Source organism: Paractinoplanes brasiliensis, assembly GCF_004362215.1.
GTDB classification, from domain to species: domain Bacteria; phylum Actinomycetota; class Actinomycetes; order Mycobacteriales; family Micromonosporaceae; genus Actinoplanes; species Actinoplanes brasiliensis.
Window position 1 is genome coordinate 823840 of record NZ_SNWR01000002.1, and the last position, 23671, is coordinate 847510.

Genomic DNA, 23671 nt, shown 5'->3' on the forward strand with positions numbered 1-23671 from the left:
GGGGCGATAGCACAGTGGGAGGTATGGCTGACACGACGATGGACGTGCAAGAGGCTCTCAACCGGATCGTTGAGAGCGCCGCCGCGGATCGGGTCTTCGGGGAGCCGATCCACCACGGCGGGGTGGTGGTGCTGCCAGTGGCGAAGATCAGCGGCGGCGCGGGCGGGGGAGGCGGCAGCGGGCCGGCCCCGGAGGGGCAGGAGGCCGCCGGCAACGGCGGTGGCCTCGGCGTCGTGGCGAAACCGCTCGGCGTCTTCGTGCTGTCGGGCGGAACCGTGACCTGGCGCCCGGCGGTCGACGTGAACCGGATCGTGCTCGGCGGGCAGCTCGTGGTCGTGGCGGCGCTGCTGGTGGCGCGGACGATCCTCAAGTCCCGCCGGCGCCGCAGGCCCTGAAGCGGGACCCGTTCGCGCCCCTGCCCACACTTCCCGCGACCGGCGTTTGCCCAGCTCAGCATGGGCCGGCCGGAGCTCCCGGGCAGGGTTGTCCCCACCCGGGAGCGCACGAAGTCACTGCTGGGTGTCGCCGGCTCCGGTGCGCTTCTGGCCCTCGTCCTGCGCCCGGTCGACCTGCGACGTGTACTTGTCGCCGGTGCGCTGGTCGACCTGGTCGCCCGCCTTCTCGATGCCCTGGTCGACCTGCTCGTCGTGCTTGTCGGCGAGATCCTTGGCCTTGTCCATGAGACCCATGACGCGCTCCTTCTGACTCAGTCGAATCCTCCACTTGTGGCTTCCCCCCGAGGGCCAGGGGAAACACGTGCGTCATGCTGGGCGGCGTGGAGTACGTGTCCCGGGTGCCGCGACCGCCGCTGGACGGGCTGATCGACGACCTCTACTACCTGCGGGGGACACCCCCGTACGCCCGGTTGATGCTGCCGCCGATGCCGGGGGCGCTGCTCATCGTCAACCTGGGGGCGCCGTTCCGCATCGGCGCCGCCGACTACGCCGACGGGTGCGTGGTCACCACGCCCACCCGGGGGTTCGAGTTCGGCTACCCACCCCGTACGCGGTCAGTCGGTGTGCACTTCAAGGCGTGGGGCCCGGCGCCGTTCCTGCCGATGCCCGCTGCCGAGCTGTGCGACCGGCCGGTGACGCTGGAGCAGGTCTGGGGCCGGCCCGCCGTGGCCACCCTGCGCGACCGGCTGGCCACGGCGAACGACCCGTACGGGATGCTGACGCTGCTCGAAGAAGAACTGTTGCGGCGGCTGAACGCGACGGCCGGCCTACGGCTGGTGCGCGACCTGAGCGGCGTGATCGCGGCGACCCGCGGCGCGGTGGCGATCGGCGACCTGAGCGCGGCCGCAGGTGTCAGCAGCACCCACCTGACCCGGCAGTTCAGACAGGTCATCGGTGTCACGCCGAAACGGCTGGCCCGCACTCACCGTTTCACCGCGGCCGTGTTCGCGATCGACCCGTCGGCGCCGGTCGACTGGGGTGAGCTCGCCGCCCGCGCCGGCTACTTCGACCAGGCTCACTTCGGCCACGAGTTCCGGGCGTTCACCGGCCTGACACCGACCCGGTACGTCGAGATCCGCCGGCGTTTCCTGCGGGAACACCCCGGTCACGTGCTGGACAACTGGTCGCTGCCGGCCGGTTGATTTCTTACAAGAACAACCGCTCGCCGCAGGCTAACTTGAGGGCACCCGAACCGGAGGAGAGGCCCGTGGGCAAGGTGGTCATGTACAGCTCGGTGTCGGTCGACGGCTTCATCGCGGACGACAAGGACCAGCCCGGGCCGCTGTTCGACTGGCTGACCAACGGCGACGTGCCGCTGGACGGGAGCGGCGTGGTGAAGGTCTCGCAGACGTCGTACGACCACACCCGGCCGTACTGGGACCGGATCGGGGTGACCGTCGTCGGGCGCCACGTCTTCGACATGACGGACGGCTGGGGCGGCGAGCCCCCGGCCGGGATCGACAACGTGGTGGTCGTGACCCACCGGCCGCCACCCGGGAACTGGAACCCTTCGTCGCCGGCATCGAGGCGGCGATGGCCAAGGCGCAGGAACTGGCGGGCGCCCGGCTGGTCGAGGTGGCCGCCGGTGACGTCGGAGGCCAAATGCTCGCTGCGGGCCTGGTCGACGAGGTACGCATGGACGTCGTACCGGTCGTGTTCGGCTCGGGGAAGCGCTACTTCGGCTCAGTGGCCGCAGAGCACCTGCTGGAAGACCCGGACGTGGTGCTCCAAGGCAACCGCGTGCTCCACTTGTGCTACCGGGTGCGCCGCTGAGGGGCCCCGGCGGCAGCTCACCCGGACGGTTCTTCTCCTAGTCGTTCGAACAGCGTTTGTGATCCGGCTACGACCGTACGGTTTGCCGGACATCGACGACGCCCATCGTGACTGCATGCGAGTCGCTCTGGTCACGGAGTCGTTCCTGCCCGACGTGAACGGCGTCGCCAACTCGGTGGCGCGTACAGCCGAACATCTGCTGCGCCGTGGACACCAGCCGATGGTGATCGCACCTCAGCCACCTCCGGCGACGCGCGACACCCCCGTTTCCTTGCCGTACCCGGTGGTCCGCGTCGCTTCCCTGCCCATGCCCGGTTACCCGCAGATCCGGCTGGGTCTGCCCACCCCCACCCTTACCGGCACCCTCCGCGCGTCCGGCGTCGACCTGGTGCATCTGGCCAGCCCTTTCGTGCTCGGGGCGTGGGGGATGCTGGCCGCTCGCACGTTGCGCCTGCCCACCGTCGCGGTCTATCAGACTGACGTCGCGGCGTACGCCCGTGCCTACAAGGTCGGCATGACCGAAGGCGCGGCCTGGAAGTGGATCAAGACCGTCCACAACCTGGCCACGCGCACCCTGGCACCGTCCTCGGAGTCGGCAGCCGCCCTCGACCTGCACGGTGTCGAGCGGGTTCACCTCTGGCGGCGCGGCGTCGACGACGAACTGTTCCACCCGGGTCGCCGCAGCCCCGAGGTGCGGCGTGACCTGGCCCCGGACGGTGAAGTGGTGGTCGGCTTCGTCGGCCGGCTCGCCGTCGAGAAGCAGATCGACCTGCTGGCCGACGTGAGCCGGCTGCCCGGCGTACGGCTGGTGATCGTGGGAGACGGCCCGGCGGGGACGCAGCTGCGCAAGGCGCTTCCGGCCGCGACGTTTCTGGGTGTGCGCCGCGGGGCGGAGCTTGCCCAGCTCTACGCGAGTTTCGACATCTTCGCGCACACCGGACCCTACGAGACGTTCGGTCAGGCGGTGCAGGAGGCCATGGCGAGCGGGTTGCCGGTGGTCGCACCGAACGCGGGCGGCCCGGTCGACCTGGTCGGCCACAACCGCACCGGCTTGCTGGTGCCGCCGTTCGAGTCCGAGGGCTTCACGTCGGCCGTGCGGGAACTGGTGGCCGAACCGTCGAAGCGCGCGGCGTTCGGGGCCGCCGGCCGCCGAGCGATCGAGGGCCGCACCTGGTTCGCCGTGGGAGAGGAACTGCTCGGCCACTACGGTGAGGCGCGCAGTCTGGGTTACGTCGAGCGCGGGGCGGTTGCCGCATGAGGATTGTCAGGGTGGCGAACTTCGTGAATCCGCGGTCGGGCGGCCTCCGTACCGCTCTCAGTCATCTGGGCGCCGGCTACCTCGCGGCGGGTCACGAGCCCGTCCTGGTCGTCCCGGGGCCGGCCGAGTCCGACGAGGTGACCGAGCAGGGCCGGGTGATCACGCTGCCCGGCCCGCTGATGCCCGGCATGGGTGGCTATCGCGTGCTGCTGGATCGCGGCCGGCTGAGTTCGGCCTTGCACGCGCTGCGGCCGGACCGTCTCGAGGTCTCCGACCGTTCGACCCTGCGGTGGCTGGGACGCTGGGCGAAACGCCGGGAAGTGCCGTCCATGATGGTCTCGCACGAGAGCCTCGACGGCCTGTTGCGCCTGTTCGGGCCCGGGGTCGGCCGGCGCGCGGGTGACCTGCTCAACGCGCGGACGGCCGCCGAGCACGACCAGGTGGTGTGCACGACGCGGTGGGCGGCCTCGGAATTCGCGCGTCTCGGCGTGCGGAACCTGACGCGGGTGCCGCTGGGAGTGGATCTCGAGCGGTTCACACCGGCGAACCAGGACCCGGCGATGCGGACGCGGTGGTGCGCCGCCGGCGATGTCCTGCTCCTGCACTGCGGCCGGCTCTCACCCGAGAAGAGGCCGCGCCGCTCGCTCGAGGCACTGGCCGCGCTGCGCCGATCCGGCGTGCCCGCCGTCCTCGTCGTGGCGGGTGGTGGACCGATGCGATCCGCCCTGCAGTCCGAGGCTGCCGATCGGGGCCTGCCCGTGCGCTTCCTCGGACACCTCACCGACCAGGTGAAATTGTCGTCGCTGCTGGCCACGGTGGACGTGGCGATGGCCCCCGGGCCGATCGAGACGTTCGGCCTGGCCGCTCTCGAGGCACTGGCGAGCGGCACCCCGGTGGTGGTCAGCTCCGAGAGCGCCCTGCCCGAGGTGATCGGTGACGCCGGCGTGGCAGCCCCCGGTGAGGGGCCCGCGTTCGCCGAAGCCGTTCGCACGTTGCTGTCCCGTCCCGAGCCCGTACGCCGGTCCGCGGCCCGCGCGCAGGCGGAGCTCTACCCGTGGGACAGGTCGGTAGCCGGTTTCCTGGCCGCGCACCGGGTGCCGACGGCGGCGACGTTTCAACCGTTTTCCGAGTCAATGAGGTAGTGGGTGCAGGGCCAGGGGGACGTGGTGCTGACCCGCGTGGATGTCTCGGTCGCGCAGGCTGCCTTGGGAGACCGGGCGGGGGAACGAGATCTTGACGACGTTCAGGGACGGCAGGCGGAACATCTGGATGGTGTCGGCGGGGACGCCGTACAGGCGGGCGATCACCGTGGGGTTCAGGTAGTCCGGGTCGGCGACCTGGGCGTAGCCGGCGGCGTCGCGCATGAACAGTTCCATCGTGACCCAGAACGGGCCGGCGTTCTTGGAGCGGACCTCCAGGGCCAGCTCGGCGATCGTACGAGGGTCAGGCACTGTGGGCCTCCGGCAGGTTGATGCGGAACAGGGCCGTGGGGGAGTCGACGTCGACGGCGTGGTTGAGGGCGAACTCGTAGACCGGGCCCCGTTCGGTTTCGGCGGGGGACGTGGCGAAGGCCAGGCTGGGCAGGTAGTTCATGTCGGGGGTGGGCAGGTGCAGCATCAGCGGGTTGGCGACCTTCGCCACGGCGGTGGCTGTTTGCTGGTCGGGGGCGTGGACGAGCAGCATGACGCCGACCTCGCGCGGGGGTGAGCGGTCCGGTTCCAAGTCGTCGAGGATGGCGTTGTGGCCGTAGAGGCGCAGGTCGAACTCGTAGTCGCCGTCGCCGAGGCCCAAGGTGCGGGTGACCCACTCGCCGATTGTCTTGCGCATCAGGGCGGCCCACGTGTCGATCTGGCCGAGGATGTGCGGGTCGCGGATCGCGGTGAACGACATGGTCTCGTAACCGGTGACCCGCGCGCCCTCCAGTTTGATCGTGTGCTGGGCGGCGGGTTCGAAACGGGAACCTTCCACCCGTACGCGGCGGTCGTCCAACGCTCGGTAGGTGGCGTCGGACACCACGATCGTCCCGGCCGGCTCGCGCATCGAGAACGGGTTCACCGTCTCGTACAGCATGTGCGCGGCCACGGACGTCGGTGTGCAGGCGTTGCCCGGGTCGAGCGGCTCGATCGTGAAACCGCCCGCGTCGATTGTCGCCAGCACGCCGCCCGCACGGGGGTTGGTCGTGCACTGGCCGCCGCACTCCACGATCTTCGCCGCGTGCCAGGTCGGGCCGGCCGGCAAGCCCTTCATCAGGGGGTAGGCGGCGGCGATCGCGGTGTCGGTGGCGCGGCCGGCCAGCACCACGTCGGCGCCCGCCTCGAGGGCCCGCACGATCGGCTCGTGGCCCATCATGCCGACGATGTGCGAGCAGCTGTCCAGGACCTCGGGATCCAGCGCGTTCGCCGGGGGCAGGGGACGGATGCGGCCGAGCAGCGAGCGCAGCACGGCCGGCTGCTGCTCGCTGTAGATGGTGGCGACCCGCAGGCTCAGGCCCTCCGCGGCGAGGATCTCGCGGACGATCCCGGCCACCCAGTCGACCCCGGAGTCGGTGCCGCTGGTCCCGCACGAACCGACGATCAGCGGGATGCCGGCCGACGCCGCCGCCCGCAGCATCAGACGCAGGTCCTGGGCCACCGCGGCCGCCGCTGTTTTGGCGGTGCCCGAACCCAGGTAGTACGGGCCGGAATCGGTGGAGCCGCCGTCCACGGCGATCACGTCGGCGCCCAGCTCGATGCCGCGGGTCAGCGTCTCCGGCGGGAAACCGGAACCCAGCATGCCGCTCGGCGTCAGCACACGTACCTCGTTCATGACTTCCTCACTTCGTCCGCGGCGGACTCTCGGGTTGGGCGGGTGGGGGAGGTGCGGTGCGGGGGTGGGGCGGGGTGCGGAACGGGCACGGTCATAGTTGCCCATCAATGGCTCGTGCGGCCTGGCGGCCCGAGAACAGGCAACCGCCCAGGAAGGTGCCCTCCAGCGCGCGGTACCCGTGCATCCCGCCGCCTCCGAAACCGGCGGCCTCCCCGGCGGCGTACAGGCCGGGGACGGGCGTGCCGGAAGCGTCGAGCACCCGGGCGTCCAGGTCGGTGTGCAGGCCACCCAGCGACTTGCGGGTCAGCACGTGCAGGCGTACGGCAATCAACGGCCCTGCAGCCGGGTCGAGCAGACGGTGTGGCGAAACCGTGCGCATCAACCGGTCGCCGCGGTAGCCCCGGGCGCTGCGGATGGCCGCGAGCTGCATGTCGCGGCCGAAGTTGTTGTCCAGCTCGCGGTCGCGGGCCACGATCGTGCGCCGCACCGAGGCCGGGTCGAGCAGCGGCGCCGGGGTCAGCGCGTTCATGCCCTTGACCAGCTCGTCCAGGTCGCCGGCGACCACGAAGTCGGCGCCGTTGCGCTTGAACGCCTCCACCGGCGCCGGGGCCCCGCCGCGGACCCGGCCCAGCACCTGCCGCACGCTGCGCCCGGTCAGGTCGGGGTTCTGCTCCGAGCCGGAGAGCGCGAACTCCTTCTCGATGATCCGCTGGGTCAGCACGAACCAGCTGTGGTCGTGCCCGGTCGTCCGCAGATGAGCGAGTGTTCCCAGCGTGTCGAACCCGGGGAACAACGGCGTGGGCAGGCGGTTGCCGAGAGCGTCGAGCCACAGCGACGACGGGCCGGGCAGGATCCGGATGCCGTGCCGTTCCCAGATCGGGTCCCAGTTCTGGATGCCCTCGACGTAGTGCCACATCCGGTCCGGGTTGACGACCGTGCCGCCCGCGTCGGTGGCGATCTGGAGCATGCGTCCGTCGACGTGTGCCGGCACGCCGCTGATCATGTGTTCCGGGGGCCTTCCCAGACGCGAGGGCCAATTCCGCCGTACGAGGTCAAGGTTGCCCCCGATGCCACCGGAGGTCACCACGACCGCCTGCGCCGTGAACGAGAAGTCCCCGGCCTCGTCGCGGGAGCTCGCCTCACCGCGGGCGACATCGCTCGGCGCCAGCACGCGCCCGGCCACGCCCGTGACCGTGCCGCCGCTGGTGAGCAGCGTGTCGACCCGGTGCCGGAACATGATCTTGACTTGCCCGGAGGAGACGGCGGCCGCGATGAACGGTTCGAGCACCCCCGGTCCCGTACCCCAGGTGATGTGGAACCGCGGCACCGAGTTGTTCGCCCGCTCGGCCCAGCCCACGATCGGGAAGAGCTTGATGCCCTTGGACCGGAGCCAGGAGCGTTTCTCGCCGGCCGCCCACTCGACGTAGGCCTGCGCCCACCGCCGGGGCCACTCGTCCTCGGCCCGGTCGAAACCGGCGTTGTCCAGCCAGTCCTGCCAGGCCAGCTCGTGCGAGTCGCGGATGCCCATGCGCCGCTGCTCGGGCGAGTCGACCAGGAACAGCCCGCCGAACGACCAGAACGCCTGCCCGCCCAGGCTCTGTGCGGGTTCCTGGTCGACCAGGATCACCGAGCGCCCGGCCGCGGCCAGCTCGGCGGTGGCGACCAGACCGGCCAGCCCGGCACCCACCACGATGACGTCGGCGTTCATGCGATCTCCTCGGGGGTGAGCACGGCGATGCGGTGCTGGGGACGGCCGTCGAGCGCGGCGACCAGTTCGCGGGCCCCCAGCACACCGGCGTCGCGGCGGGCTTCGGCGGTCTGGCCGGCCATGTGGGAGTAGACAGTGATGCCGTCGACCCCACGCAGCGGACTGCCGGCGGGCAGCGGCTCGACGTCCACCACGTCGAGGGCGGCGCCCGCGATCCGGCCCGAGCGCACGGCGTCGACCAGGGCGGCGGAGTCCACGATCGGCCCGCGCGCGGTGTTGATCAGGTGAGCCGAGGGCTTCATCCTGGCCAGGGCCGAAGCGTCGATCAGGTGGCGGGTTCGTTCGGTGAGCGCCGTGTGCACCGAGACGAAGTCGGACTCGCGCAGCAGATTGTCGAGGTCGCCGTCGAGGACGGTCATGCCGAACGCCTCGGCCAGCGGCCGCACCCGTTGCGCCACCGCGCCGCGGCCGATGATGCCGAGCGTCTTGCCCCGCAGTTCGAACCCGTCGCGGCGCGGCCAGGCTCCGGCGGCCACTCCGGCTGCCAGGCCGACGAGGTCGCGGGCCTGGGCCAGCATGAGCGCGATCGTGTACTCGGCCACGGCGTTGGCGTTGATGCCGGGCAGGTTGCTGACGCTGATGCCGAGCCGGGCTGCGGCCGCCACGTCGACCGAGTCGTAACCCACGCCCGTACGGACAATGGCGCGCAACGCGGGCGCGGCGGCGAGCACGTCCGCGCTCATCGGCTCGTTGGCGATCAGCGCGCCGTCGACGCCGTCCAGCAGCGACACGAGTTCGGCCGCGGTGCGCGAGCCACGTAGCGGGCTGTGCCGGGTCGCGAAGCCCAGCCCGGTCAGATAGGTGTCCACCTCGTCGCCCGGGCTCAGGTAGTCGGTGGTGATCAGAACGGTCGGCATCGGAGACCCTTCGTCAGAGATGTGCCGGGGTGCGATTCGGAAGGTCGGGGCGCGGGGAGAGGCGCGGGTGCGGGTGGCCGGGGCTCCGGGGGCGCGGGATGCTCGGGGTCATTTGAGGATCGGGGTGTCGGCGCGGCGTTGCAGGCGGCCCAGCAGCGCCACCACCAGGACGGCCAGCACGGCCAGGACGGCGATGTCCAGCAGCATGGTGTTCCAGCCGATCAGGTCGACCGCGCCGCCGATCAGGGCCGGGCCGCCGAAGCCGCCGAGGTACCAGGTGACCGCGTACAGGCCGGTGTAGGTGCCCAGCACCCGGCTCGAGGGGGCCAGGTTCCACAGCACCACGGCCGCGTTGATCAGGAAGCCGGCCGCTCCGACCGCGGCCACGCAGAAGACGATGACCGTGGCGGTGGCGGTCTGCACCATCGACCCGGCCGCCATGGCCGCCGCGAACACGATCATGCCGACGCCCATGGTCTTGAGACGGCCGAAGCGCTCGGCCAGCAACGCGGCCGGATAGGCGGCGATCACGTACGCGATGCCGCTGGGCAGCGTCAGCCCGCCGGCCTCGCCCCTGGTCAGGCCGAGCGCTTCCATCCCGTACGGGGTGATCAAGGATCTGGAGGCGAACCACGCCCCGCCGAACAGCATGACCGTGAGCAGCAGGAGCAGGCGGCGACGGTCGCGATCGGTGACGAGGTCGGTGACGACCGCACGGAACGGCACGTGGGCGTGAGCGGCCGCCGCGGCGCGGTAGCCGGGCGACTCGCTGTCCCGGATCTTCGCCACGATCACGCCGGTGACCAGCAGCAGGATCACGGCGGGGATGGCGAACGCGGCGTGCGGGTGGTCGTCGACCACGAGCAGGCTGATCAGGGACGCCACGATGATGGTCAGCGCGGCGGCGATCTTCACGACGGCGTTGGTGCGGCTCCGGCGCTCGGGCGGGATGAAGTCGGGGACCAGCGACTCGGCGAGCGGGCGCATGGTGTTGGCGACGAGCGCGTAGCCGACCATCACGGCGATCAGCATGGCCGCCGAGGTGGTCCAGGGCAGGAAGACGAAGAGGATCGCGGCGATCGGCATGCCCACCGCGAGGTACGGGATGCGCCGGCCCCAGCGGGTGCGGGTGTTGTCGGAGCGGTTGCCGATCCAGGGCTGGATGAAGATCCCGAGCAGGTTGTCCATGCCCATCAGGGCGCCGACCAGGGCCGCGCTGGCCACGTGTTCGCGCAGCAGGACGGGCACCTGGTTGTCGTAGAAGTTCCACGTCGACTCCTGCGCGAACAGCGTCAGCGCGATGAAGAACGTGATCTTGCGGTAGGAGGGGTTCGCCGCGACGTCGCGGGTTTTCATTTCGGCCATGTCGCCTCCATGTGTCCGCGGTCACGTTAATTTGCTGTAGCAAACACGTCAACAGTTGCATCGCATTTTGACAACAGCATGCACTAGAGTTCCCGGCATGACAGCTACGGAGACGCTCGCCGATCAGGCGTACCGTCAGGTCCGCACCGCCATCGCCACCGGCGAGCTCGCGCCGGGGGAAAAGGTCACCGAGCGCGGCATGGCCGAGCGGCTTGCGATCAGCCCCACCCCCGTACGGGAAGCTCTTCGCCGTCTGGAACTCGACGGCCTGATCGAGCGGATCGGCCCGCGCACGGTGCTGGTCGCCGCGATCCGTGACGCCGCGATCGACGACCTGGCCGAGGTCGAGGTCGGCCTGCGGGGCCTGGTCGCCCGGTTCGCCGCGCGGCACGCCACCGCCGAGCAGCTCGACACCCTCGACGCTATCCTCGACCGGGCCGACGACCTGCTGATTCTCGCCAAGGAGCGGCGCCGGCAGCAGCAGCCGGCCGACCGTCACCTGGCCGAGCTGCTCGACACGATGCAGGAGTTCAACGACACCGTGAGCGCCTGCGCGCACAACCCGGTGCTCGTGCGCATGCTGGAACAGAGCCGCGTCTTCAGCCGTCCCCGCCGCCGCGAGCTCCTGCTGCGCCGGGTGGCCGAGGACGATACGTTCGGGATGGAGCGCTACACCAGTCACCGCGCCCTGGTCCGCGCCCTGCGCGCCGGTGACTCGGCCACCGCCGAACGGCTCGCCATCTCCGACGCGCAGGGCGGGCTCGCCGCGCTGAGGGAGGCGCCGTGACCACCCATCGCATCGCCGTCATCCCGGGCGACGGCATCGGCCGCGAGGTCGTGCCGGCCGGCCTCACCGCGCTCGAGGCCACCGCCGCCCGGTTCGGCATCGACCTGCGGTTCGACACCTTCGACTTCGCCAGCGCCGGCTACTGGCAGCGGCACGGCACGATGCTGCCGCCCGACTGGGAGCCGACACTGCGCGCGTACGACGCCATCTTCTTCGGCGCGGTCGGCTGGCCCGAGGTGGTGCCCGACCACATCTCGCTGTGGGGCAGCCTGCTGCAGTTCCGCCGCACCTTCGACCAGTACGTCAACCTGCGCCCCTGCCGGCTCATGCCCGGAGTCCGCAGCCCGCTGGCCGGCCGCGAACCCGGCGACATCGACTTCGTCGTCGTGCGTGAGAACACCGAGGGCGAGTACTCCAGCATCGGCGGCCGGATCTTCTCCGGCACCGAGCGCGAAACCGTGCTGCAGGAGACGGTGATGACCCGCGTCGGCGTCGACCGGGTGCTGCGGTTCGCCTTCGAGCAGGCGGCCCGCCGTCCCAAGCGGCACCTGACCTCAGCCACCAAGAGCAACGGCATCTCGATCTCCATGCCCTACTGGGACGAGCGCGTCGCCGCGATGACGGAGCAATTCCCCGCCGTACGGGTGGACAAGTTCCACATCGACGCGCTGGCGGCCCAGTTCGTGCTGCACCCCGAGTGGTTCGACGTCGTGGTGGCGAGCAACCTGTTCGGCGACATCCTGTCCGACCTGGGCCCGGCCTGCACCGGCACGCTCGGCATCGCCCCCAGCGCGAACATCAACCCCGGCCGCGAGCACCCCAGCCTGTTCGAGCCGGTGCACGGCTCCGCCCCGGACATCGCCGGCCAGGGCATCGCCAACCCGGTGGGCCAGATCTGGTGCGGCTCGATGATGCTCGACCACCTGGGCCACCCCGAGGCGGCGGCGCATCTGCTCGGAGCGATCGAGGACGTCCTCGCGTACGGGCCGTCCGAGGCGCCGCTCACGCCCGACCTGCACGGCAAGGGCACGACGGCCGAGCTGGGCGAGGCCATCGCCGCCCGCGTCCGCGAGCGCTGAGCATCCCGTCACGCGGCGGCCTGGGCCGGGACCCGCGCCTCGCGCACCGGGCGGATGGCGTACAGCTGCTCGAACGCGGCCACCGTGCGCACCTCGTCGTGCTGCTCGGCGACGGCGCGGGCCCGCCGGCCCATCTTGCCGGCCAGTTCCGGGTTGCACAGCAGCGTGGTCAGGCGGCCGGCAAGCGCGTCGTGGTCGCCGGGCGGGAACAGGTAGCCGGTCTCGTCGTCGGCCACGAGGTGCGGCAGCGCCGCGGCGTCGGCCCCGACCACCGGCCGTCCGACGGCCATCGCCTCCAGCGTGACCAGGCTCTGCAGCTCGGCGGTGCCGGCGTTGACGAAGACCGACGTGACCGCGTACGCGGAAGGAAGGTCCTCGTCGGGCACGAAACCGGTGAACGTCACGTGCTCGGCGACCTTCAGCTCCCCGGCCAGGCGGGTCAGCTTTCCCCGCTCGGCGCCGGCGCCCACGATCAGCAGATGGGCGTCGAGGCTGCGGCGCACGGCCCCGAACGCGCGGAGCACCACGTCGAGGTTCTTCTCGGCGTCCAGCCGGCCCACGAACGTGATGACCGGCTTGTCAGGGACGCCGTAGCGCAGGCGGAACCCGGCGGACGGGTGCCGCTCACGGAACCGGGTCAGGTCGATGCCGTTGGACAGCGGGAGGACCGGGCCCGGCACCCCGGCCACGGTGGCCAGCGCGGCGGCGTACGGGGTCGGGGCCGTGACGATGTCGGCCCGGGTGAACACGCGGGCCGCGTCGCGCCACGCCCAGTCGTGCGCGGCGGACCGCCCGCTCGCGCCGATCGGCAGATAATGGATCAGGTTCTCGGGCATGAAGTGGTTGGTCGCCACGACCAGGATGCCGCGCTCGGACGCCGCGTCGATCAGCGCGCGGCACAGCGGGAAGTGGCTCTGCACGTGCACGACGTCCGGCTTGACCTCGTCGAGGATCCGCCGCGCCTGGGCCCGCAGGCCGACCGGCGGGCAGAACCGGAAACCGGGGTGGCCCGGCACGGCCAGCGACCGTACCCGGTGCTCGACGATGCCGTCCCGGCTCATCGCGGTGAAGCTGCGCGAGGTGGTCGACGGGGCGGCGACGTGCACCTCGTGCCGGGCGGTGAGCGCCACGGCCAGCCGCTGGGCGAAGTACGACGCTCCGTTGACGTGGGGCGCGTAGGTGTCGGCGCCGATGAGGATGCGCATGAGCAGTGCCTTCCGTGAGGGGTCCTGGCGTCTTGCGATGCCGAGAACGATCCGGGGAAGGTGGCGCACCGGGCGTCCGTCCGCGGAGCGGTTCCGGGTAGCTCCGTGGTAGGGGGTGGGATGGCTCGCCGGCGGGACGCCAAACGCAAGATCGAATGGGTAACGTCGCGTCGTGGACATGGTGCGGGCACAACCGGTACGGCGGACGCGGACGCTGATCGTGGGCGCAGTCGCCGGCTTCCTGCTGGTTGTCACTTCGCTGCTGATGACCTCGCACTACGAGGTCCCGCTGCTGGTCTCGTACGCGGCGGCCACCGCCCAGTGCGCCGCGCTGCCGCTGGCCCTGCGGCAACCCTGGCCCGCCCTGGCCCTGCAGCTGGCCGGCGTGAGCACGTTCGCCTGGGTGCAGCCGCCGGGCGAGGGGCTGTGGCCGCTGCCGTTCCCGGTGATGGTCCTGCTGCTCGCGCACATCGGCCTGATCGGGGCGACCCGGCCCTGGCGCGACGCCGTGATCACCTGGTGGGCCAGCGCGCTCGTCTGCATCGTGCTGGTGCTGGCCGACCCCCGCGACCGCACACTCGACGACGGCGACGGCTCGCTGATCCTGTACGCGACCACGTCCGTGCTCGTGCTCTTCGGCATGATCGCCTGGAACCAGCGGGACGCGGCGCGCCGCCAGCTGGCCGAGGCCAAGCGGGACGTGGAGCTCGAGCAGGCGCAGCGGGCCCTGGTCGAGGAACGCAACCGCATCGCCCGGGAGCTGCACGACGTGGTCGCGCACAGCATGTCGGTCATCCACATGCAGGCCACCTCGGCGGCGTACCGGATCAAGAACCTGGACCCGGAGGCGCAGGCCGAGTTCGGCCGCATCGCCGCCGGCACCCGCGGGGCGCTGCGCGAGATGCGGCAACTGCTGGCCCTGCTGCGCGACGAGGACGCCGAGAGCGAGCTGGCCCCGATGCCCGACCTGGAACACCTGGAGGAGCTGGCCGGCTCGGCCCGGCGCGGCGGCATCCCCGTCGAGCTCGACGTCTCGGGCGATCTGTCGGCTGCCGGCCTGCCCGACACGGTGGGCCTGGCCGCTTACCGGATCGTGCAGGAGTCGCTGAGCAACGTCGTGCGGCACGCCCCGGGCGCGCCGACCCGGGTCACCGTGACGGTCGGCGAGGGCGCGCTGGCGGTGGTCGTCGAGAACGACCTGCCCACGCAGGCGCCGCGGCCCATCGAGGACGGGCACGGGGCCAGTCACGGCCTGGTCGGCATGCGCGAGCGGGCCCGGCTCGCGGGCGGGTCGGTCACAACCGGGGCCCGTCCCGAGGGCGGCTACCGCGTCGCCGCCGAGTTTCCCCTGACCCTCGAGGAAGGCGCCGCATGATCCGGGTTCTTGTCGTGGACGACCAGCCGATGATCCGAGCCGGGATCCACGCGATCCTCGACTCGCAGCCAGACCTGTCGGTGGTCGGCGAGGCCGAGAACGGGCGGGTGGCGATCGAGCGCACCCGCAGCCTGCGGCCCGACGTGGTGCTGATGGACGTGCGCATGCCCGAGCTCGACGGCCTGGCCGCGACCCGCGAGATCCTGTCCGGCGGTGGTCACACCCCGCGGGTGCTGATGCTGACCACGTTCGACATCGACGACTACGTCTACGAGGCGTTGCGGGCCGGGGCGAGCGGGTTCCTGCTCAAGGACAGCGACCCCGAGGAGCTGATGCGCGCGGTCCGGGTCGTGTCGAACAGCGAGTCGCTGCTGTCCCCGCGGATCACCCGGCGGCTGATCGAGAACTTCGTCGACACCCAGCCCACGGCCCCCTCGACGGCCCTGAACGCGCTGACCGACCGGGAACGCGAGGTGCTGCGGCACGTGGCGATGGGCATGAGCAACGCCGAGATCGCCAAGGAGCTGTTCATCGCCGAGCAGACCATCAAGACCCACGTGAGCCGGATACTGCACAAGCTCAAGCTGCGCGACCGCGTGCACGCCGTGGTCTTCGGTTACGAGAACGGCCTGGTCAGTCCGGGTCGTCGGTGACCGGCAGGGCCGTGCAGCGCACGTCGGCCCGGTCGATCACCATGTCCTCCGGCGTGGGATAGCGCCGGTGCAGCGCGTGCAGGGCATGGTCGTACGCCAGCGCGCTGTACGGCGTGTCCCGCATGCGCGCCACCGAGGCTCGTACGGCCGCGGCGAAATCCTCGGGCCAGCGGACCCGGTGCAGCGCCTTGACGATGTTGGTCTCCCGGTCGATCAGCACGATCTGCACTATCGCGTCGTCGTCGACGCTGGGCAGACCCTCGTCGGGCTCGAACAGGTGCGGCGTGTAGGTCGCCTCGGACCACGACAGCACCGGCCCCAGCCGATAGAGCAGCACGCCGGCATGCTCGCTGTCGACCCAGGCGAACTTCGTCGGCGGGGCCGTGACGGCCTGCACCTCGAGCACGTGCGGATGGCTCAGGAAGAGCATCAGCTGCACGGGCTCACCGGCGAACATCGTCAGCGCCGCGCCCTCGGGCCACGCCACATCCGGATCGAGCTGGCTGCCCACCTCGACGATCAAATGCACCCGGTCAGACTATCCGCGAACCGTCGCGGCGGTGGCTGAATCGTGGGTCAGCAGAACCGGGGCAGATGTTTGATCAGCTGGGCCCGCCACGAGGGCCAGTCGTGCGGCGTGTCGGCTCCCCACATGTCGAGCTCGTGCCGGATGCCCTTGTGGCGCAGCAGGTGAGCCATGCGGGGCGTCGAGGCCAGCGCGCCCGTCGTGTCCTCCCAGCGGCCCTGACCGCAGACCAGCAGGATCGACAGCCGTTCCCGCAGCCGCTCCAGGTGATCGCCGTGCAGGTTGGCCACGTAGTCGGCCGGGTTGTTGAAGTAGACGGCGTCGCCCCGCTCGCCCCACGCGTTCCACGTGCCGGGGTCGTAGTTGCCCGAGAAGCACAGCGCCAGCGGGAACACGTCGCTGTGGCGGAACGCCAGGTTGAGCGCGTGGTAGGCGCCGAGCGAGCACCCCGCCGTGGCGATCTCGGTGTCGTGGCCGCTGTCGTCGCGGATGTGCGGGACCACGCGGTCGAGGATCCACGACTCGTACGCCCCGTGGTTGATCGCCCGTTCCTCCAGCGGCAGGTGGTGGGCCGACCAGGTGCCCGCGTCGAACGAGTCGACGCAGTACAGCTTCACCCGGCCGGCCTCGATCAGGCTGCCGGCCTCACCGACCATGCCGTTGTGCGCCCACTCCCAGGCGTCGCCCTTCTCGGTGGGGAAGACCAGCAACGGCCGGCCCCAGTGCCCGTAGACGGCGACCGTCCCCTGCTCGAGATCAACGGAGTAGAGGCGCATGAACAGTCAGTCTGCCTCACATCAGAAGTCGTCGGGCGTACGGATCCTGTCGCGGATCCAGACGCCGGCCTCCTTGAGACGACCGGTTCCCCCGTACGCCCCGGCGTCGCACGTGCCCTGCGTGAAGACCGCGCCGGTGCGCATGTCGTCGGAGTAGTTCCAGTTGACCCAGCTGACCTTGTTCTGCTTCATCAGGTCGAGGTAGCGCTGGGCCATCGCGAAGTTGTTGCCGCCGTCGCCCGAGGCCTGCTGGGTGCCGAACTCGGTGACGAACAGGGGCAGCTTCGTGATCGCGTCGGAGAAGGTGTTCAGGTAGTAGTCGTCGTGCGAGGCGGCGTAGAAGTGGAACGTGTACATGATGTTGGCCGCGCTGACCGGGTTGGCCAGGATGCGCGCCACGCCCTGACCGTCGCCCGAGGCGCCCAGCGACGACCAGTCCTCGGTGCCGACCAGCACCACGCCGTCGGGGTCCTGCGCGCGGATGACCGGGATGATCTGGTCCGCGTACGACTTGATCGCCGACCAGTGCACCTCGCTCGGCTCGTTCGCGATCTCGTACAGGACGTTGGTCTTGTCCTTGTGCCGCGCCGCGATCTGCTGGAAGAACGTCCTGGCCCGCGCGAGGTTGTAGTTGGGGTCGCCGGGCGAGAGCATGTGCCAGTCGACGATCGCGTACAGGCCGCGGGCGGTGGCCTTCTCGATCAGCTCGTTGACCTTGGCGGTGTAGCCGGCCGGGTCGGTCTCGTACCCGCCCTCCTGGATGTACATCGAGATCCGCAGGACGTCGGCGTTCCACTCGTTCGCCAGGACGTTGAGCGAGGCGTCGTTGACGCAGTTGGCGTACCACTGCAGGCCGTGGGTGCTCATGCCGCGCAGCTGGATCGCCTTGCCCTGGGCGTTGCACAGCTGCCGGCCGCAGACCTTGAGCTGCCCGTTCCTGGCCACCGGGGTGGCGCCGGGTGGCGCGCTCGTGGGTGGCGTGCTGGTGGGTGGCGTTGTCGGCGTCACCGTCCCAGTACACGACACGCCGTTGAGCAGGCATCCGGCCGGGCTGCCGGGGCCCGAGCCGACGAAGCCGAACGTGACCGTCCGGCCCGGCGGGATCGAGCCGTTGTACTCGCGGTTCGTGAACGTGAACCGTTGCCCCGCGGTAGTGAGCAGCGCGTCCCAGTACGCGCCGACGGTGGTGCCGGACGGCAGGGTGAACTCGATCTTCCAGGGGCTCAGGGCGGTGCTGCCGCCGTTGGTGATCCGGAACTCGCCCTGCCATCCGGATCCCCAGTCGGAGACCTTGGCGAAGGTGGCGGTGGTAGCGGCGGCGTTGGCGGGGGTGACGGCGAAGAGGGCCAGACCCGCGGCAACAACCGCGGCGGCGGCGGACAGGAACAATGATCGGGAGCGGCGCATCGACGTCCTCCACTGAATGTCGGGGGAGGACGATTATTAGTTAGTTTTACTATCCGTGTCCAGTAGGGTGCTGTGGTGACAGCTCTCGACGTGGTGATGTGGCCCGACTGTCCCTGGGCCGGCCTGCGCGCCGAATGGCAGCGCGCCGACCGCATCGGCATCGGCCGTGGGTGGCTCTGGGACCACCTGACGCTCGGCGACCGGCCGGTCTGGCACGAGGCGTACGCCGTCCTGGCCGCAGCTGCCGCCGTGACGGACCGGATCGGCGTGGGCACGATGGTGACCGCCCCCAACTTCCGCCACCCGGTCACGGCGGGGAGCGGCCGCTCGACTCGGTGGAAGCCTTCCGCGACTGCCTGGGCCGCTACACCGCGCTCGGCGCCGAACGGATCGCTGTGCTGTGGCCGCGCTCGTCGAAACGGGAGCTCGCTGTCCTCGAGGAGGCCGCGGCGCTGGTCGGGGCGACAACGGCTCCGGGACGGCCCGCGCCCCGGTGACCGCCGCGCCGGCGTCCTGTCGCGCCGGGTTCCCCGCTTCGGGCCGGTGCCGGTTCCCCGTTGGCTTCGGACAGGTGCCGGGGTTGCCCGCCGGCTTCGGGCGGGTGCCGGTGTTACGCCGGCTTCGGGCCGGTGCCGGGGATGCCGGATGACGAGGCTCGGGATCTCCTGACGGAGCCGGCGGTCGCGCTCTTCAACGCCGCCCCGGCCGAGCCCTTCCCGGTGATGGCCGCGACCCGGATCGGCCGGACTTCCGCGCAACCGTAACAAACGAGCTGACCAGGGCTCGTCCCGTCGTCGCGGTCATCCGGGGGCGGTCAGGAGCAGGGTCAGCAGGTGGGTGAGCTGGTCGCGTTGCCCGGCGTTCAACGGCGCGAACACCTCGTCGTCCACCGTGGTCAGGATCGCGTCGAGCCGGCGGAGCTGACGGCGGCCGTCCGGCGTGAGCTCGACCAGGTTGCGGCGGCGGTCGGCCGGGTCGGGGCCGCGCACAACCTGCCCGCGGTCGTGCAGCTCGGTGACAACCGAGACGAGATCGCTGCGATGGATGCCGGTGCGGTCGCTGAGCTGGGCCTGGCTTGCCGGGCCGAACTCGTCGAGCGTGACCAGCACGGCGAAGTGCCATTTCCGGGCGCCGGCTCGGGCCAGTTCCTCGTTGACCCGCCGGTCGGAGCGCATCGCCGCCAGCGACAGCAAGCGCGTGCGCAGCGTGCGCAGTCGCTCAGCCCCGATGTTCTCCACTTGCGTTAGTGTAACCAACTATCTAGCGTTAGTGGGACTAACGATAGGAGCCGTGACATGACGTCGATCCCGTTCGGGCCGCAGTTGATCGGCCGCACCGAGAAGGCCTTGAACGCGCTGTTGGACCGTGAGCTGGCCGGCACGGGTCTGAGTGAGCCGCAGTGGGTGGCGCTGACCCTGACCGTCACGGCCGACGGGCCCCGGGAGGCCGAGCTGGTGGCCCGCATCGCCGGGGCCTTGCGGGTGGGAGAGGCCCGCGAGCATCTCGCAGCCCTGGCGGCGGCCGGGATGGTCGTCACCGCGGACGATCTCACCGTGCGGCCCACCGAGCGAGGGATGGCACTGTGGACGTCGGTGCGGGCCGCGACCGGCCGCATCGCCGACGCGCTGTGGAACGACCTGCCCGACGCCGACCGTGAGGTGGCCGCGCGCGTGCTCAACACGGTGCTGACGCGGGCCGGGGCAGCCCTGGAGGCCGTTTGACGTGGCGCTCGGAACGAGTGGGCCGGGCATGTGGGGCTGTGGTGTTGCGATGTGCCTGAGGTGACGCCGGGAAGCGGGCGGGCCGGACACGTGAGGCTGCGGTCTTGCGACGTGCCTGACGTGACGCCAGGTGCCGGTGGGCCGGACAGGCTGCGCGGCGGCGTTAGGATGCGCCGATGACGACGACGGTGGCCACCCGTGGAAACGCGCCGACCTCGAACCGGGCCGGGGTGTGGACCCTCGTCGGGGTGCAGGTGGGATTCGCCGTTCTCTATGCGCTTGGTGGCTGGCTGGCCCTGGCCCATGCGGCTGAGCTGACCGGGCATTGGCACGTCCCGGCGCAGGAGGATGCGGCGACCGAGGGGCTTGACGTCGCCGGGGGTTGGGGCTGGGCTTGGCCCATCGGATACGTGTTGCAGTCGGCGCCGGTGGCTGCGGGGCTGGGACTGTTCGTGTCGATCATGGCGTTCCTCGTCGGGTATGCCGAGGGACGCCGGCAGACGTACGCGCTGATCGCCGGCACCGTGGTGACGTTCGCGGTGCTCCTGGTGTCGCTGACGCCGGCCGCCCAGTCTCTGAGCGGCTGGCTGCTCGACTGACGATCACCCAGATTCAGCTTCCTGAGCGGCCGGTGTCTCGACGGGCGGTCACCTGGACGCGGCTTGCCGGCCGAACCACACGGCGGACACGCCGGCGCTGCCCCCGGAGTTCTTCGCCGAGGTCAACGACGGCGCGAAGGTGACGCTCACCCTGCACTTCTGGAGCGGCGCCAAGTTGACCTACTACGTGACCAGGGCCGGAAGCTCGGTCACTGGTGCGACCTCGTGAGAGGCCGCTGTGCCGGCTTCCGTGGCCGGCTGCGGGACACGGCCACGCCGGCGAGGCACAGCGCCCCGCCGGCGAGGGCGAGGAGGCCCGGCACCTCGTCGAGGATCAGCCACGACAACAGAATCACGACCACCGGGACCGCGTACGTGGTGGAGCCCATCTTGCCCGCCGTGGTGCGCGCCAGCGCGTACGCCCAGGTCGTGAACGCCACCGCCGTCGGGAAGACGCCCAGGTAGATCACGTTCAAGGTGGCCGACAGGGGTGCGTCGGCGACGTCGGACACGAGCCGGCCGGCGAACGGCAGGCACGCGACCGCCCCGATCAGGCAGCCGAACGTGGTGGCCTGCAGGGCGGACGCGTGCCGCAGGGCCGGCTTCTGGGCGACGACCCCGGAGGCGTACGTGATGGCGGCGACCAGGCACAGCAGCACGCCCAGCACGGAGGCCCGGCCACCACCGGACATCGACAGGCCGACCACGACCGTACCGGCGAACGACACCGCGATGCCGGCGAGCAGTCGTGGTGGGAAGCCCTCGTTGAGCAACCAGCCGGCGAGCAGGGCCATCAGTGCCGGTCCGACGTTGACGACCATCGCGGCGGTGCCCGCGTCGACCAGTTCCTCGCCCCAGTTCAGCGACACCATGTACAGCCCGAACCAGAGCACGCCGGAGACGGCGATGCCGGGCCACGCGGCCCTCGGGGGCAGGCCCTGACGGCGTACGGCCAAGAACAGCAACAGCACCACGGAGCCGGACAGGAGCCGGCCGAGCGCGAGGGAGCCGGGCGAGAAGTGCGGGGCCGCGGCCCGGATCCCGACGAACGCCGAGGCCCAGAACACGACCGTGACGGATGCGGCGGCAACGGCAGCGCCCGGCACACGGTGAGAAGTCATAGCGCCATCCCACCCCGGCGACGCTTGGGTCGCCAGCGAGAATCGGCGGAGCGAGGAAACGCCGACTTCGTTCGCGGCGGGCGTGGGGGCGCCTGAAAAGACGCTACGGCCGCTGGTCGCGGTCGGGGCCGGCGTCGTCGTAGCGTTCGTAGACCGCGGCCCGAGCGCGTTCCGGGTCGATGCGGTGCAGGATCGCGTCGGCGATGCCGGCCAGTTGCTCGACCTGCTCGGGGCTGAGGGCGTCGATGACATTTTCCCGTACGGTCGCCACGTGGCCCGGCGCTGCCTCCTGCACCTTCTTCCAGCCCGCCCCGGTCAGCCGCGCGTTGGTGGCTCGCTTGTCCTCGGGGCAGGGGAAACGCTCGACCAGGCCGCGCGTCTCGAGCCGCTGCACGACGTGCGACAGCCGGGCCAGCGTCGCCGTGGTGTGCTCGGCCAGCGCCGTCATGCGCAGCGTGCGGCCGGGCGCCTCGCTGAGCATCGCGAGCACGAAGTAGTCGAAGTGCGTGAGCTGGGCGTCGCGCCGTAGCTGCGAATCCAGGGTGGCCGGCAGAAGTTCGAGCACGGCGGCCAGGCGTACCCAGGTCGCCTTCTGCTTGTTGTCGAGCCATCGCGTGTCCACGGTCACAAGTCTCTCACGTCAATAGTTGTTGCTACAACCTGCATCTCGTGCAATGGTTGTCGCAACAACAAACTGCCTCGGGAGGGCACCATGGCGAACATCAGCATCCTCGGCACCGGCAACATGGGCCAGGCCATCGGCGGTCTTGTCGCCAAGGGCGGCCACACCGTGCAGCAGCTCAACACCTCGAACGCCGACCAGCCCGTCACGGGCGACATCGTCATCCTCGCCGTGCCGCACGCCGCGCTGACCGACATCGTCGCCACCCGCCGGGAACAGCTCACCGGCAAGGTCGTCGTCGACATCACCAACCCCGTCGACTTCGCCACCTTCGACGACCTGACCGTCCCCGCCGACGGGTCCGCCGCCGCCGAACTCGCCCGCGAGCTGCCCGGGAGCAAGGTCGTCAAGGCCTTCAACACCAACTTCGCCGGTACGCTGGCCACCGGCTCGGTGGGTACGGAAACCACCGCCGTCCTGATCGCCGGTGACGACGCCGACGCGAAGGCAGCCGTCGCCGACGTCGTCACCGCGGCCGGCTTGCGCGCCGTCGACGCCGGCTCGCTCAAGCGGGCCCGCGAACTGGAGGCCCTGGCCTTCCTGCAGATCAGCCTGGCCGCCGGCGAGAAGCTGTCCTGGACCGGCGGCTTCGCGGCCGTCGCCTGACCGCGAGCCGTTTCCCCTGACCGGGGGCGCCTTCCTCGCCGTCGGCGCTTGTCGCCCGGTCGTGGCCCGATGGCTGGTGCGCCGGCCGGGACATTCTTCCCGGTCGGCGCCGTCGCGGCCCGGGACACCTGTCCGGTTGTGTCCCCGGCATGACAACCACAACCACCGCGGCCTTCTCGACCCGCCGCTTCTGGATCCGTGCCGGCGCCCTCAGTCTCATCCTCTGGCCGATCGTGCACTTCTCCGGCTTCCTCACCTCACCGCCCGGCCAGACCCACGAGCCGGCCGTCTTCCGCGAGCACGCCACCCTTGTGCAGGTCAGCGGAGTGCTCCTGCACTACGGCGCGGTGCTCCTGGTCGGGGTGGTGCTCACCCTGGCCTGGCTGGTCCGCGACCGCACCCCCCGCCTGTCCGCGATCGCCGGCCTGGTCGGGGCGCTCGCCGCTGTCAACGGCTCCGGCCTGCTCGTGTCGGACTTCTACGACCTGGCGCTCGCCTTCACGGTGCCGGACGCAGAAGCGGTCGCCGTCACCGACACGGCCCAGGGCTACGCCGGCGTTCTCTACGGCTTCCTGCTGCCGGGGTTCCTGCTGCACCCGGCCCTGATCGCGCTGGCCGTGGCGGCGGTCCGCGAGGGACGGGCCCGCTGGTGGCAGCCGGTGCTGCTGGTCGCCGGCCTGGCGCTGCCCTTCCTGGCGCTCTCGGAGTCACCGGTCGTGCAATCGCTGGGACCGGTCCTGATCGCCGTCGCCTTGATCCCGATCGGCGCGCGCCTGCTTGCGGACAGCTCAAGCAGCCCGATCGAGGCCCCTGTGGACAACTCCCGCCCCCGGGTCGACACGGCTTAGGCGAT

Annotated in this window: 28 protein-coding genes and 2 pseudogenes; 17 read left to right on the forward strand and 13 right to left on the reverse strand. The window is 71.1% G+C overall.

Translation table 11 applies throughout. The features are described 5' to 3' along the window. The first annotated feature begins 23 nt into the window (after nt 1-23). The gene (locus C8E87_RS35810) at nt 24-395 is read left to right on the forward strand and encodes a spore germination protein GerW family protein (RefSeq protein ID WP_239080431.1); all 372 of its coding nucleotides are present in this window, start codon (nt 24-26) and stop codon (nt 393-395) included. A gap of 114 nt (nt 396-509) precedes the next feature. Here the strand turns inward: C8E87_RS35810 and C8E87_RS35815 are convergent, their stop codons facing one another. Next, nucleotides 510-689 (reverse strand): antitoxin, encoded by a 180-nt coding sequence (locus C8E87_RS35815; protein WP_133877833.1) that lies wholly within the window; start codon nt 687-689, stop codon nt 510-512. 86 nt (nt 690-775) lie between these two features. Between C8E87_RS35815 and C8E87_RS35820 the strand changes: the two genes are divergently transcribed. The 4 genes and pseudogenes from C8E87_RS35820 to C8E87_RS35835 all read left to right on the forward strand — a co-directional run bounded on the left by C8E87_RS35820 (nt 776) and on the right by C8E87_RS35835 (nt 4628). Continuing rightward, on the forward strand, nt 776-1597 hold the full coding sequence (locus C8E87_RS35820) for an AraC family transcriptional regulator (RefSeq protein ID WP_239080430.1): 822 nt from the start codon (nt 776-778) through the stop codon (nt 1595-1597). Between the two features lie 65 nt (nt 1598-1662). Next, nucleotides 1663-2228, forward strand: a pseudogene (locus tag C8E87_RS35825) (dihydrofolate reductase family protein). Between the two features lie 115 nt (nt 2229-2343). Next, nucleotides 2344-3486 (forward strand): glycosyltransferase family 4 protein, encoded by a 1143-nt coding sequence (locus C8E87_RS35830; RefSeq protein WP_133877835.1) that lies wholly within the window; start codon nt 2344-2346, stop codon nt 3484-3486. Then, nucleotides 3483-4628: a glycosyltransferase gene (locus C8E87_RS35835; RefSeq protein WP_133877836.1), complete on the forward strand. Its 1146-nt coding sequence runs from the start codon at nt 3483-3485 to the stop codon at nt 4626-4628. The genes C8E87_RS35830 and C8E87_RS35835 overlap by 4 nt, the downstream gene beginning before the upstream one ends. On the opposite strand, the gene C8E87_RS35840 is transcribed toward C8E87_RS35835, so the two are convergent. The 5 genes from C8E87_RS35840 to C8E87_RS35860 all read right to left on the reverse strand — a co-directional run bounded on the left by C8E87_RS35840 (nt 4617) and on the right by C8E87_RS35860 (nt 10281). Then, nucleotides 4617-4937 (reverse strand): DUF4387 domain-containing protein, encoded by a 321-nt coding sequence (locus C8E87_RS35840; protein WP_133877837.1) that lies wholly within the window; start codon nt 4935-4937, stop codon nt 4617-4619. The genes C8E87_RS35835 and C8E87_RS35840 overlap by 12 nt on opposite strands. Beyond that, a complete protein-coding gene (locus tag C8E87_RS35845; protein WP_133877838.1) occupies nt 4930-6291 on the reverse strand; it encodes an acyclic terpene utilization AtuA family protein in 1362 nt (453 codons plus the stop codon). The genes C8E87_RS35840 and C8E87_RS35845 overlap by 8 nt, the downstream gene beginning before the upstream one ends. Nucleotides 6292-6382: 91 nt before the next feature. Beyond that, entirely contained in the window at nt 6383-7999 is a 1617-nt protein-coding gene (locus C8E87_RS35850) for an FAD-binding dehydrogenase (RefSeq protein WP_133877839.1), read from the reverse strand. Continuing rightward, nucleotides 7996-8916: an NAD(P)-dependent oxidoreductase gene (locus C8E87_RS35855; protein WP_133877840.1), complete on the reverse strand. Its 921-nt coding sequence runs from the start codon at nt 8914-8916 to the stop codon at nt 7996-7998. The genes C8E87_RS35850 and C8E87_RS35855 overlap by 4 nt, the downstream gene beginning before the upstream one ends. Before the next feature lie 108 nt (nt 8917-9024). Further along, nucleotides 9025-10281 carry an MFS transporter gene (locus C8E87_RS35860; RefSeq protein ID WP_203720812.1) on the reverse strand — a complete coding sequence of 419 codons (1257 nt, stop codon included), beginning with the start codon at nt 10279-10281 and terminating at the stop codon, nt 9025-9027. Between the two features lie 97 nt (nt 10282-10378). Here C8E87_RS35860 and C8E87_RS35865 point away from each other — a divergent pair, with 97 nt between their 5' ends. After that, complete coding sequence (locus C8E87_RS35865) at nt 10379-11068, forward strand: GntR family transcriptional regulator (RefSeq protein WP_133877841.1); 690 nt, start codon at nt 10379-10381, stop codon at nt 11066-11068. Further along, nucleotides 11065-12147, forward strand: a complete 1083-nt coding sequence (locus C8E87_RS35870; protein ID WP_133877842.1) for a tartrate dehydrogenase — start codon at nt 11065-11067, stop codon at nt 12145-12147. The genes C8E87_RS35865 and C8E87_RS35870 overlap by 4 nt, the downstream gene beginning before the upstream one ends. Nucleotides 12148-12155: 8 nt before the next feature. On the opposite strand, the gene C8E87_RS35875 is transcribed toward C8E87_RS35870, so the two are convergent. After that, nucleotides 12156-13352, reverse strand: coding sequence for a glycosyltransferase (locus C8E87_RS35875; protein WP_133877843.1), 1197 nt, complete (start codon nt 13350-13352; stop codon nt 12156-12158). 178 nt (nt 13353-13530) lie between these two features. Here C8E87_RS35875 and C8E87_RS35880 point away from each other — a divergent pair, with 178 nt between their 5' ends. Together C8E87_RS35880 and C8E87_RS35885 are read left to right on the forward strand one after the other, a co-directional pair. Further along, a complete protein-coding gene (locus C8E87_RS35880; protein ID WP_239080445.1) occupies nt 13531-14727 on the forward strand; it encodes a sensor histidine kinase in 1197 nt (398 codons plus the stop codon). Continuing rightward, nucleotides 14724-15380, forward strand: a complete 657-nt coding sequence (locus tag C8E87_RS35885; RefSeq protein ID WP_133877845.1) for a response regulator — start codon at nt 14724-14726, stop codon at nt 15378-15380. The genes C8E87_RS35880 and C8E87_RS35885 overlap by 4 nt, the downstream gene beginning before the upstream one ends. Here C8E87_RS35885 and C8E87_RS35890 read toward each other — a convergent pair. From C8E87_RS35890 to C8E87_RS35900, 3 genes are read right to left on the reverse strand one after another with little or no spacing between them, the layout of a single operon-like run. Beyond that, complete coding sequence (locus C8E87_RS35890) at nt 15361-15909, reverse strand: hypothetical protein (RefSeq protein WP_239080429.1); 549 nt, start codon at nt 15907-15909, stop codon at nt 15361-15363. The two genes, C8E87_RS35885 and C8E87_RS35890, sit on opposite strands and share 20 nt — an antisense overlap. A gap of 47 nt (nt 15910-15956) precedes the next feature. Then, nucleotides 15957-16682, reverse strand: a complete 726-nt coding sequence (locus C8E87_RS35895) for an esterase family protein (protein ID WP_133877846.1) — start codon at nt 16680-16682, stop codon at nt 15957-15959. A 21-nt stretch (nt 16683-16703) separates the two neighbouring features. Continuing rightward, complete coding sequence (locus tag C8E87_RS35900) at nt 16704-18089, reverse strand: cellulase family glycosylhydrolase (protein WP_133877847.1); 1386 nt, start codon at nt 18087-18089, stop codon at nt 16704-16706. Between the two features lie 96 nt (nt 18090-18185). Between C8E87_RS35900 and C8E87_RS46875 the strand changes: the two are divergent. From C8E87_RS46875 to C8E87_RS46530, 3 genes and pseudogenes are all read left to right on the forward strand, one after another. Beyond that, nucleotides 18186-18392 (forward strand): annotated as a pseudogene (locus C8E87_RS46875) (LLM class flavin-dependent oxidoreductase); the annotation flags it as partial. A gap of 32 nt (nt 18393-18424) precedes the next feature. Beyond that, nucleotides 18425-18586: a hypothetical protein gene (locus C8E87_RS46000; protein WP_239080428.1), complete on the forward strand. Its 162-nt coding sequence runs from the start codon at nt 18425-18427 to the stop codon at nt 18584-18586. 141 nt (nt 18587-18727) lie between these two features. Then, complete coding sequence (locus C8E87_RS46530) at nt 18728-18853, forward strand: hypothetical protein (protein ID WP_279536930.1); 126 nt, start codon at nt 18728-18730, stop codon at nt 18851-18853. Nucleotides 18854-18889: 36 nt separating this feature from the next. On the opposite strand, the gene C8E87_RS35910 is transcribed toward C8E87_RS46530, so the two are convergent. Beyond that, complete coding sequence (locus C8E87_RS35910) at nt 18890-19327, reverse strand: MarR family winged helix-turn-helix transcriptional regulator (protein ID WP_239080427.1); 438 nt, start codon at nt 19325-19327, stop codon at nt 18890-18892. A 57-nt stretch (nt 19328-19384) separates the two neighbouring features. Here C8E87_RS35910 and C8E87_RS44010 point away from each other — a divergent pair, with 57 nt between their 5' ends. From C8E87_RS44010 to C8E87_RS44015, 3 genes are all read left to right on the forward strand, one after another. After that, a complete protein-coding gene (locus C8E87_RS44010; RefSeq protein ID WP_166661394.1) occupies nt 19385-19810 on the forward strand; it encodes a winged helix DNA-binding protein in 426 nt (141 codons plus the stop codon). A 176-nt stretch (nt 19811-19986) separates the two neighbouring features. Further along, nucleotides 19987-20409: a hypothetical protein gene (locus C8E87_RS35920; RefSeq protein ID WP_133877849.1), complete on the forward strand. Its 423-nt coding sequence runs from the start codon at nt 19987-19989 to the stop codon at nt 20407-20409. 97 nt (nt 20410-20506) lie between these two features. Next, a complete protein-coding gene (locus C8E87_RS44015; protein WP_239080444.1) occupies nt 20507-20638 on the forward strand; it encodes a hypothetical protein in 132 nt (43 codons plus the stop codon). Here the strand turns inward: C8E87_RS44015 and C8E87_RS35925 are convergent. Next, nucleotides 20619-21530: a DMT family transporter gene (locus C8E87_RS35925; protein WP_133877850.1), complete on the reverse strand. Its 912-nt coding sequence runs from the start codon at nt 21528-21530 to the stop codon at nt 20619-20621. The genes C8E87_RS44015 and C8E87_RS35925 overlap by 20 nt on opposite strands. Before the next feature lie 103 nt (nt 21531-21633). Then, on the reverse strand, nt 21634-22152 hold the full coding sequence (locus C8E87_RS35930; protein WP_133877851.1) for a MarR family winged helix-turn-helix transcriptional regulator: 519 nt from the start codon (nt 22150-22152) through the stop codon (nt 21634-21636). 90 nt (nt 22153-22242) lie between these two features. Here C8E87_RS35930 and C8E87_RS35935 point away from each other — a divergent pair, with 90 nt between their 5' ends. Beyond that, nucleotides 22243-22818 carry an NADPH-dependent F420 reductase gene (locus tag C8E87_RS35935; protein ID WP_133877852.1) on the forward strand — a complete coding sequence of 192 codons (576 nt, stop codon included), beginning with the start codon at nt 22243-22245 and terminating at the stop codon, nt 22816-22818. A gap of 149 nt (nt 22819-22967) precedes the next feature. Next, entirely contained in the window at nt 22968-23666 is a 699-nt protein-coding gene (locus C8E87_RS35940; RefSeq protein WP_133877853.1) for a hypothetical protein, read from the forward strand. Nucleotides 23667-23671 lie beyond the last annotated feature (5 nt).

What these genes read in the sequence shown, in the direction of transcription:
- C8E87_RS35845 (WP_133877838.1), bottom strand. Translation starts at nt 6,291, where the DNA reads ATGAACGAGGTACGTGTGCTGACGCCGAGCGGCATGCTGGGTTCCGGT.
- C8E87_RS35850 (WP_133877839.1), bottom strand. Translation starts at nt 7,999, where the DNA reads ATGAACGCCGACGTCATCGTGGTGGGTGCCGGGCTGGCCGGTCTGGTC.
- C8E87_RS35940 (WP_133877853.1), top strand. Translation starts at nt 22,968, where the DNA reads ATGACAACCACAACCACCGCGGCCTTCTCGACCCGCCGCTTCTGGATC.
- C8E87_RS35935 (WP_133877852.1), top strand. Translation starts at nt 22,243, where the DNA reads ATGGCGAACATCAGCATCCTCGGCACCGGCAACATGGGCCAGGCCATC.
- C8E87_RS46530 (WP_279536930.1), top strand. Translation starts at nt 18,728, where the DNA reads ATGCCGGATGACGAGGCTCGGGATCTCCTGACGGAGCCGGCGGTCGCG.
- C8E87_RS35880 (WP_239080445.1), top strand. Translation starts at nt 13,531, where the DNA reads ATGGTGCGGGCACAACCGGTACGGCGGACGCGGACGCTGATCGTGGGC.
- C8E87_RS35885 (WP_133877845.1), top strand. Translation starts at nt 14,724, where the DNA reads ATGATCCGGGTTCTTGTCGTGGACGACCAGCCGATGATCCGAGCCGGG.
- C8E87_RS35925 (WP_133877850.1), bottom strand. Translation starts at nt 21,530, where the DNA reads ATGACTTCTCACCGTGTGCCGGGCGCTGCCGTTGCCGCCGCATCCGTC.
- C8E87_RS35865 (WP_133877841.1), top strand. Translation starts at nt 10,379, where the DNA reads ATGACAGCTACGGAGACGCTCGCCGATCAGGCGTACCGTCAGGTCCGC.
- C8E87_RS35895 (WP_133877846.1), bottom strand. Translation starts at nt 16,682, where the DNA reads ATGCGCCTCTACTCCGTTGATCTCGAGCAGGGGACGGTCGCCGTCTAC.
- C8E87_RS35900 (WP_133877847.1), bottom strand. Translation starts at nt 18,089, where the DNA reads ATGCGCCGCTCCCGATCATTGTTCCTGTCCGCCGCCGCCGCGGTTGTT.
- C8E87_RS35875 (WP_133877843.1), bottom strand. Translation starts at nt 13,352, where the DNA reads ATGCGCATCCTCATCGGCGCCGACACCTACGCGCCCCACGTCAACGGA.
- C8E87_RS35860 (WP_203720812.1), bottom strand. Translation starts at nt 10,281, where the DNA reads ATGGCCGAAATGAAAACCCGCGACGTCGCGGCGAACCCCTCCTACCGC.
- C8E87_RS35855 (WP_133877840.1), bottom strand. Translation starts at nt 8,916, where the DNA reads ATGCCGACCGTTCTGATCACCACCGACTACCTGAGCCCGGGCGACGAG.
- C8E87_RS44010 (WP_166661394.1), top strand. Translation starts at nt 19,385, where the DNA reads ATGACGTCGATCCCGTTCGGGCCGCAGTTGATCGGCCGCACCGAGAAG.
- C8E87_RS35810 (WP_239080431.1), top strand. Translation starts at nt 24, where the DNA reads ATGGCTGACACGACGATGGACGTGCAAGAGGCTCTCAACCGGATCGTT.
- C8E87_RS35830 (WP_133877835.1), top strand. Translation starts at nt 2,344, where the DNA reads ATGCGAGTCGCTCTGGTCACGGAGTCGTTCCTGCCCGACGTGAACGGC.
- C8E87_RS35815 (WP_133877833.1), bottom strand. Translation starts at nt 689, where the DNA reads ATGGGTCTCATGGACAAGGCCAAGGATCTCGCCGACAAGCACGACGAG.
- C8E87_RS35920 (WP_133877849.1), top strand. Translation starts at nt 19,987, where the DNA reads ATGACGACGACGGTGGCCACCCGTGGAAACGCGCCGACCTCGAACCGG.
- C8E87_RS35835 (WP_133877836.1), top strand. Translation starts at nt 3,483, where the DNA reads ATGAGGATTGTCAGGGTGGCGAACTTCGTGAATCCGCGGTCGGGCGGC.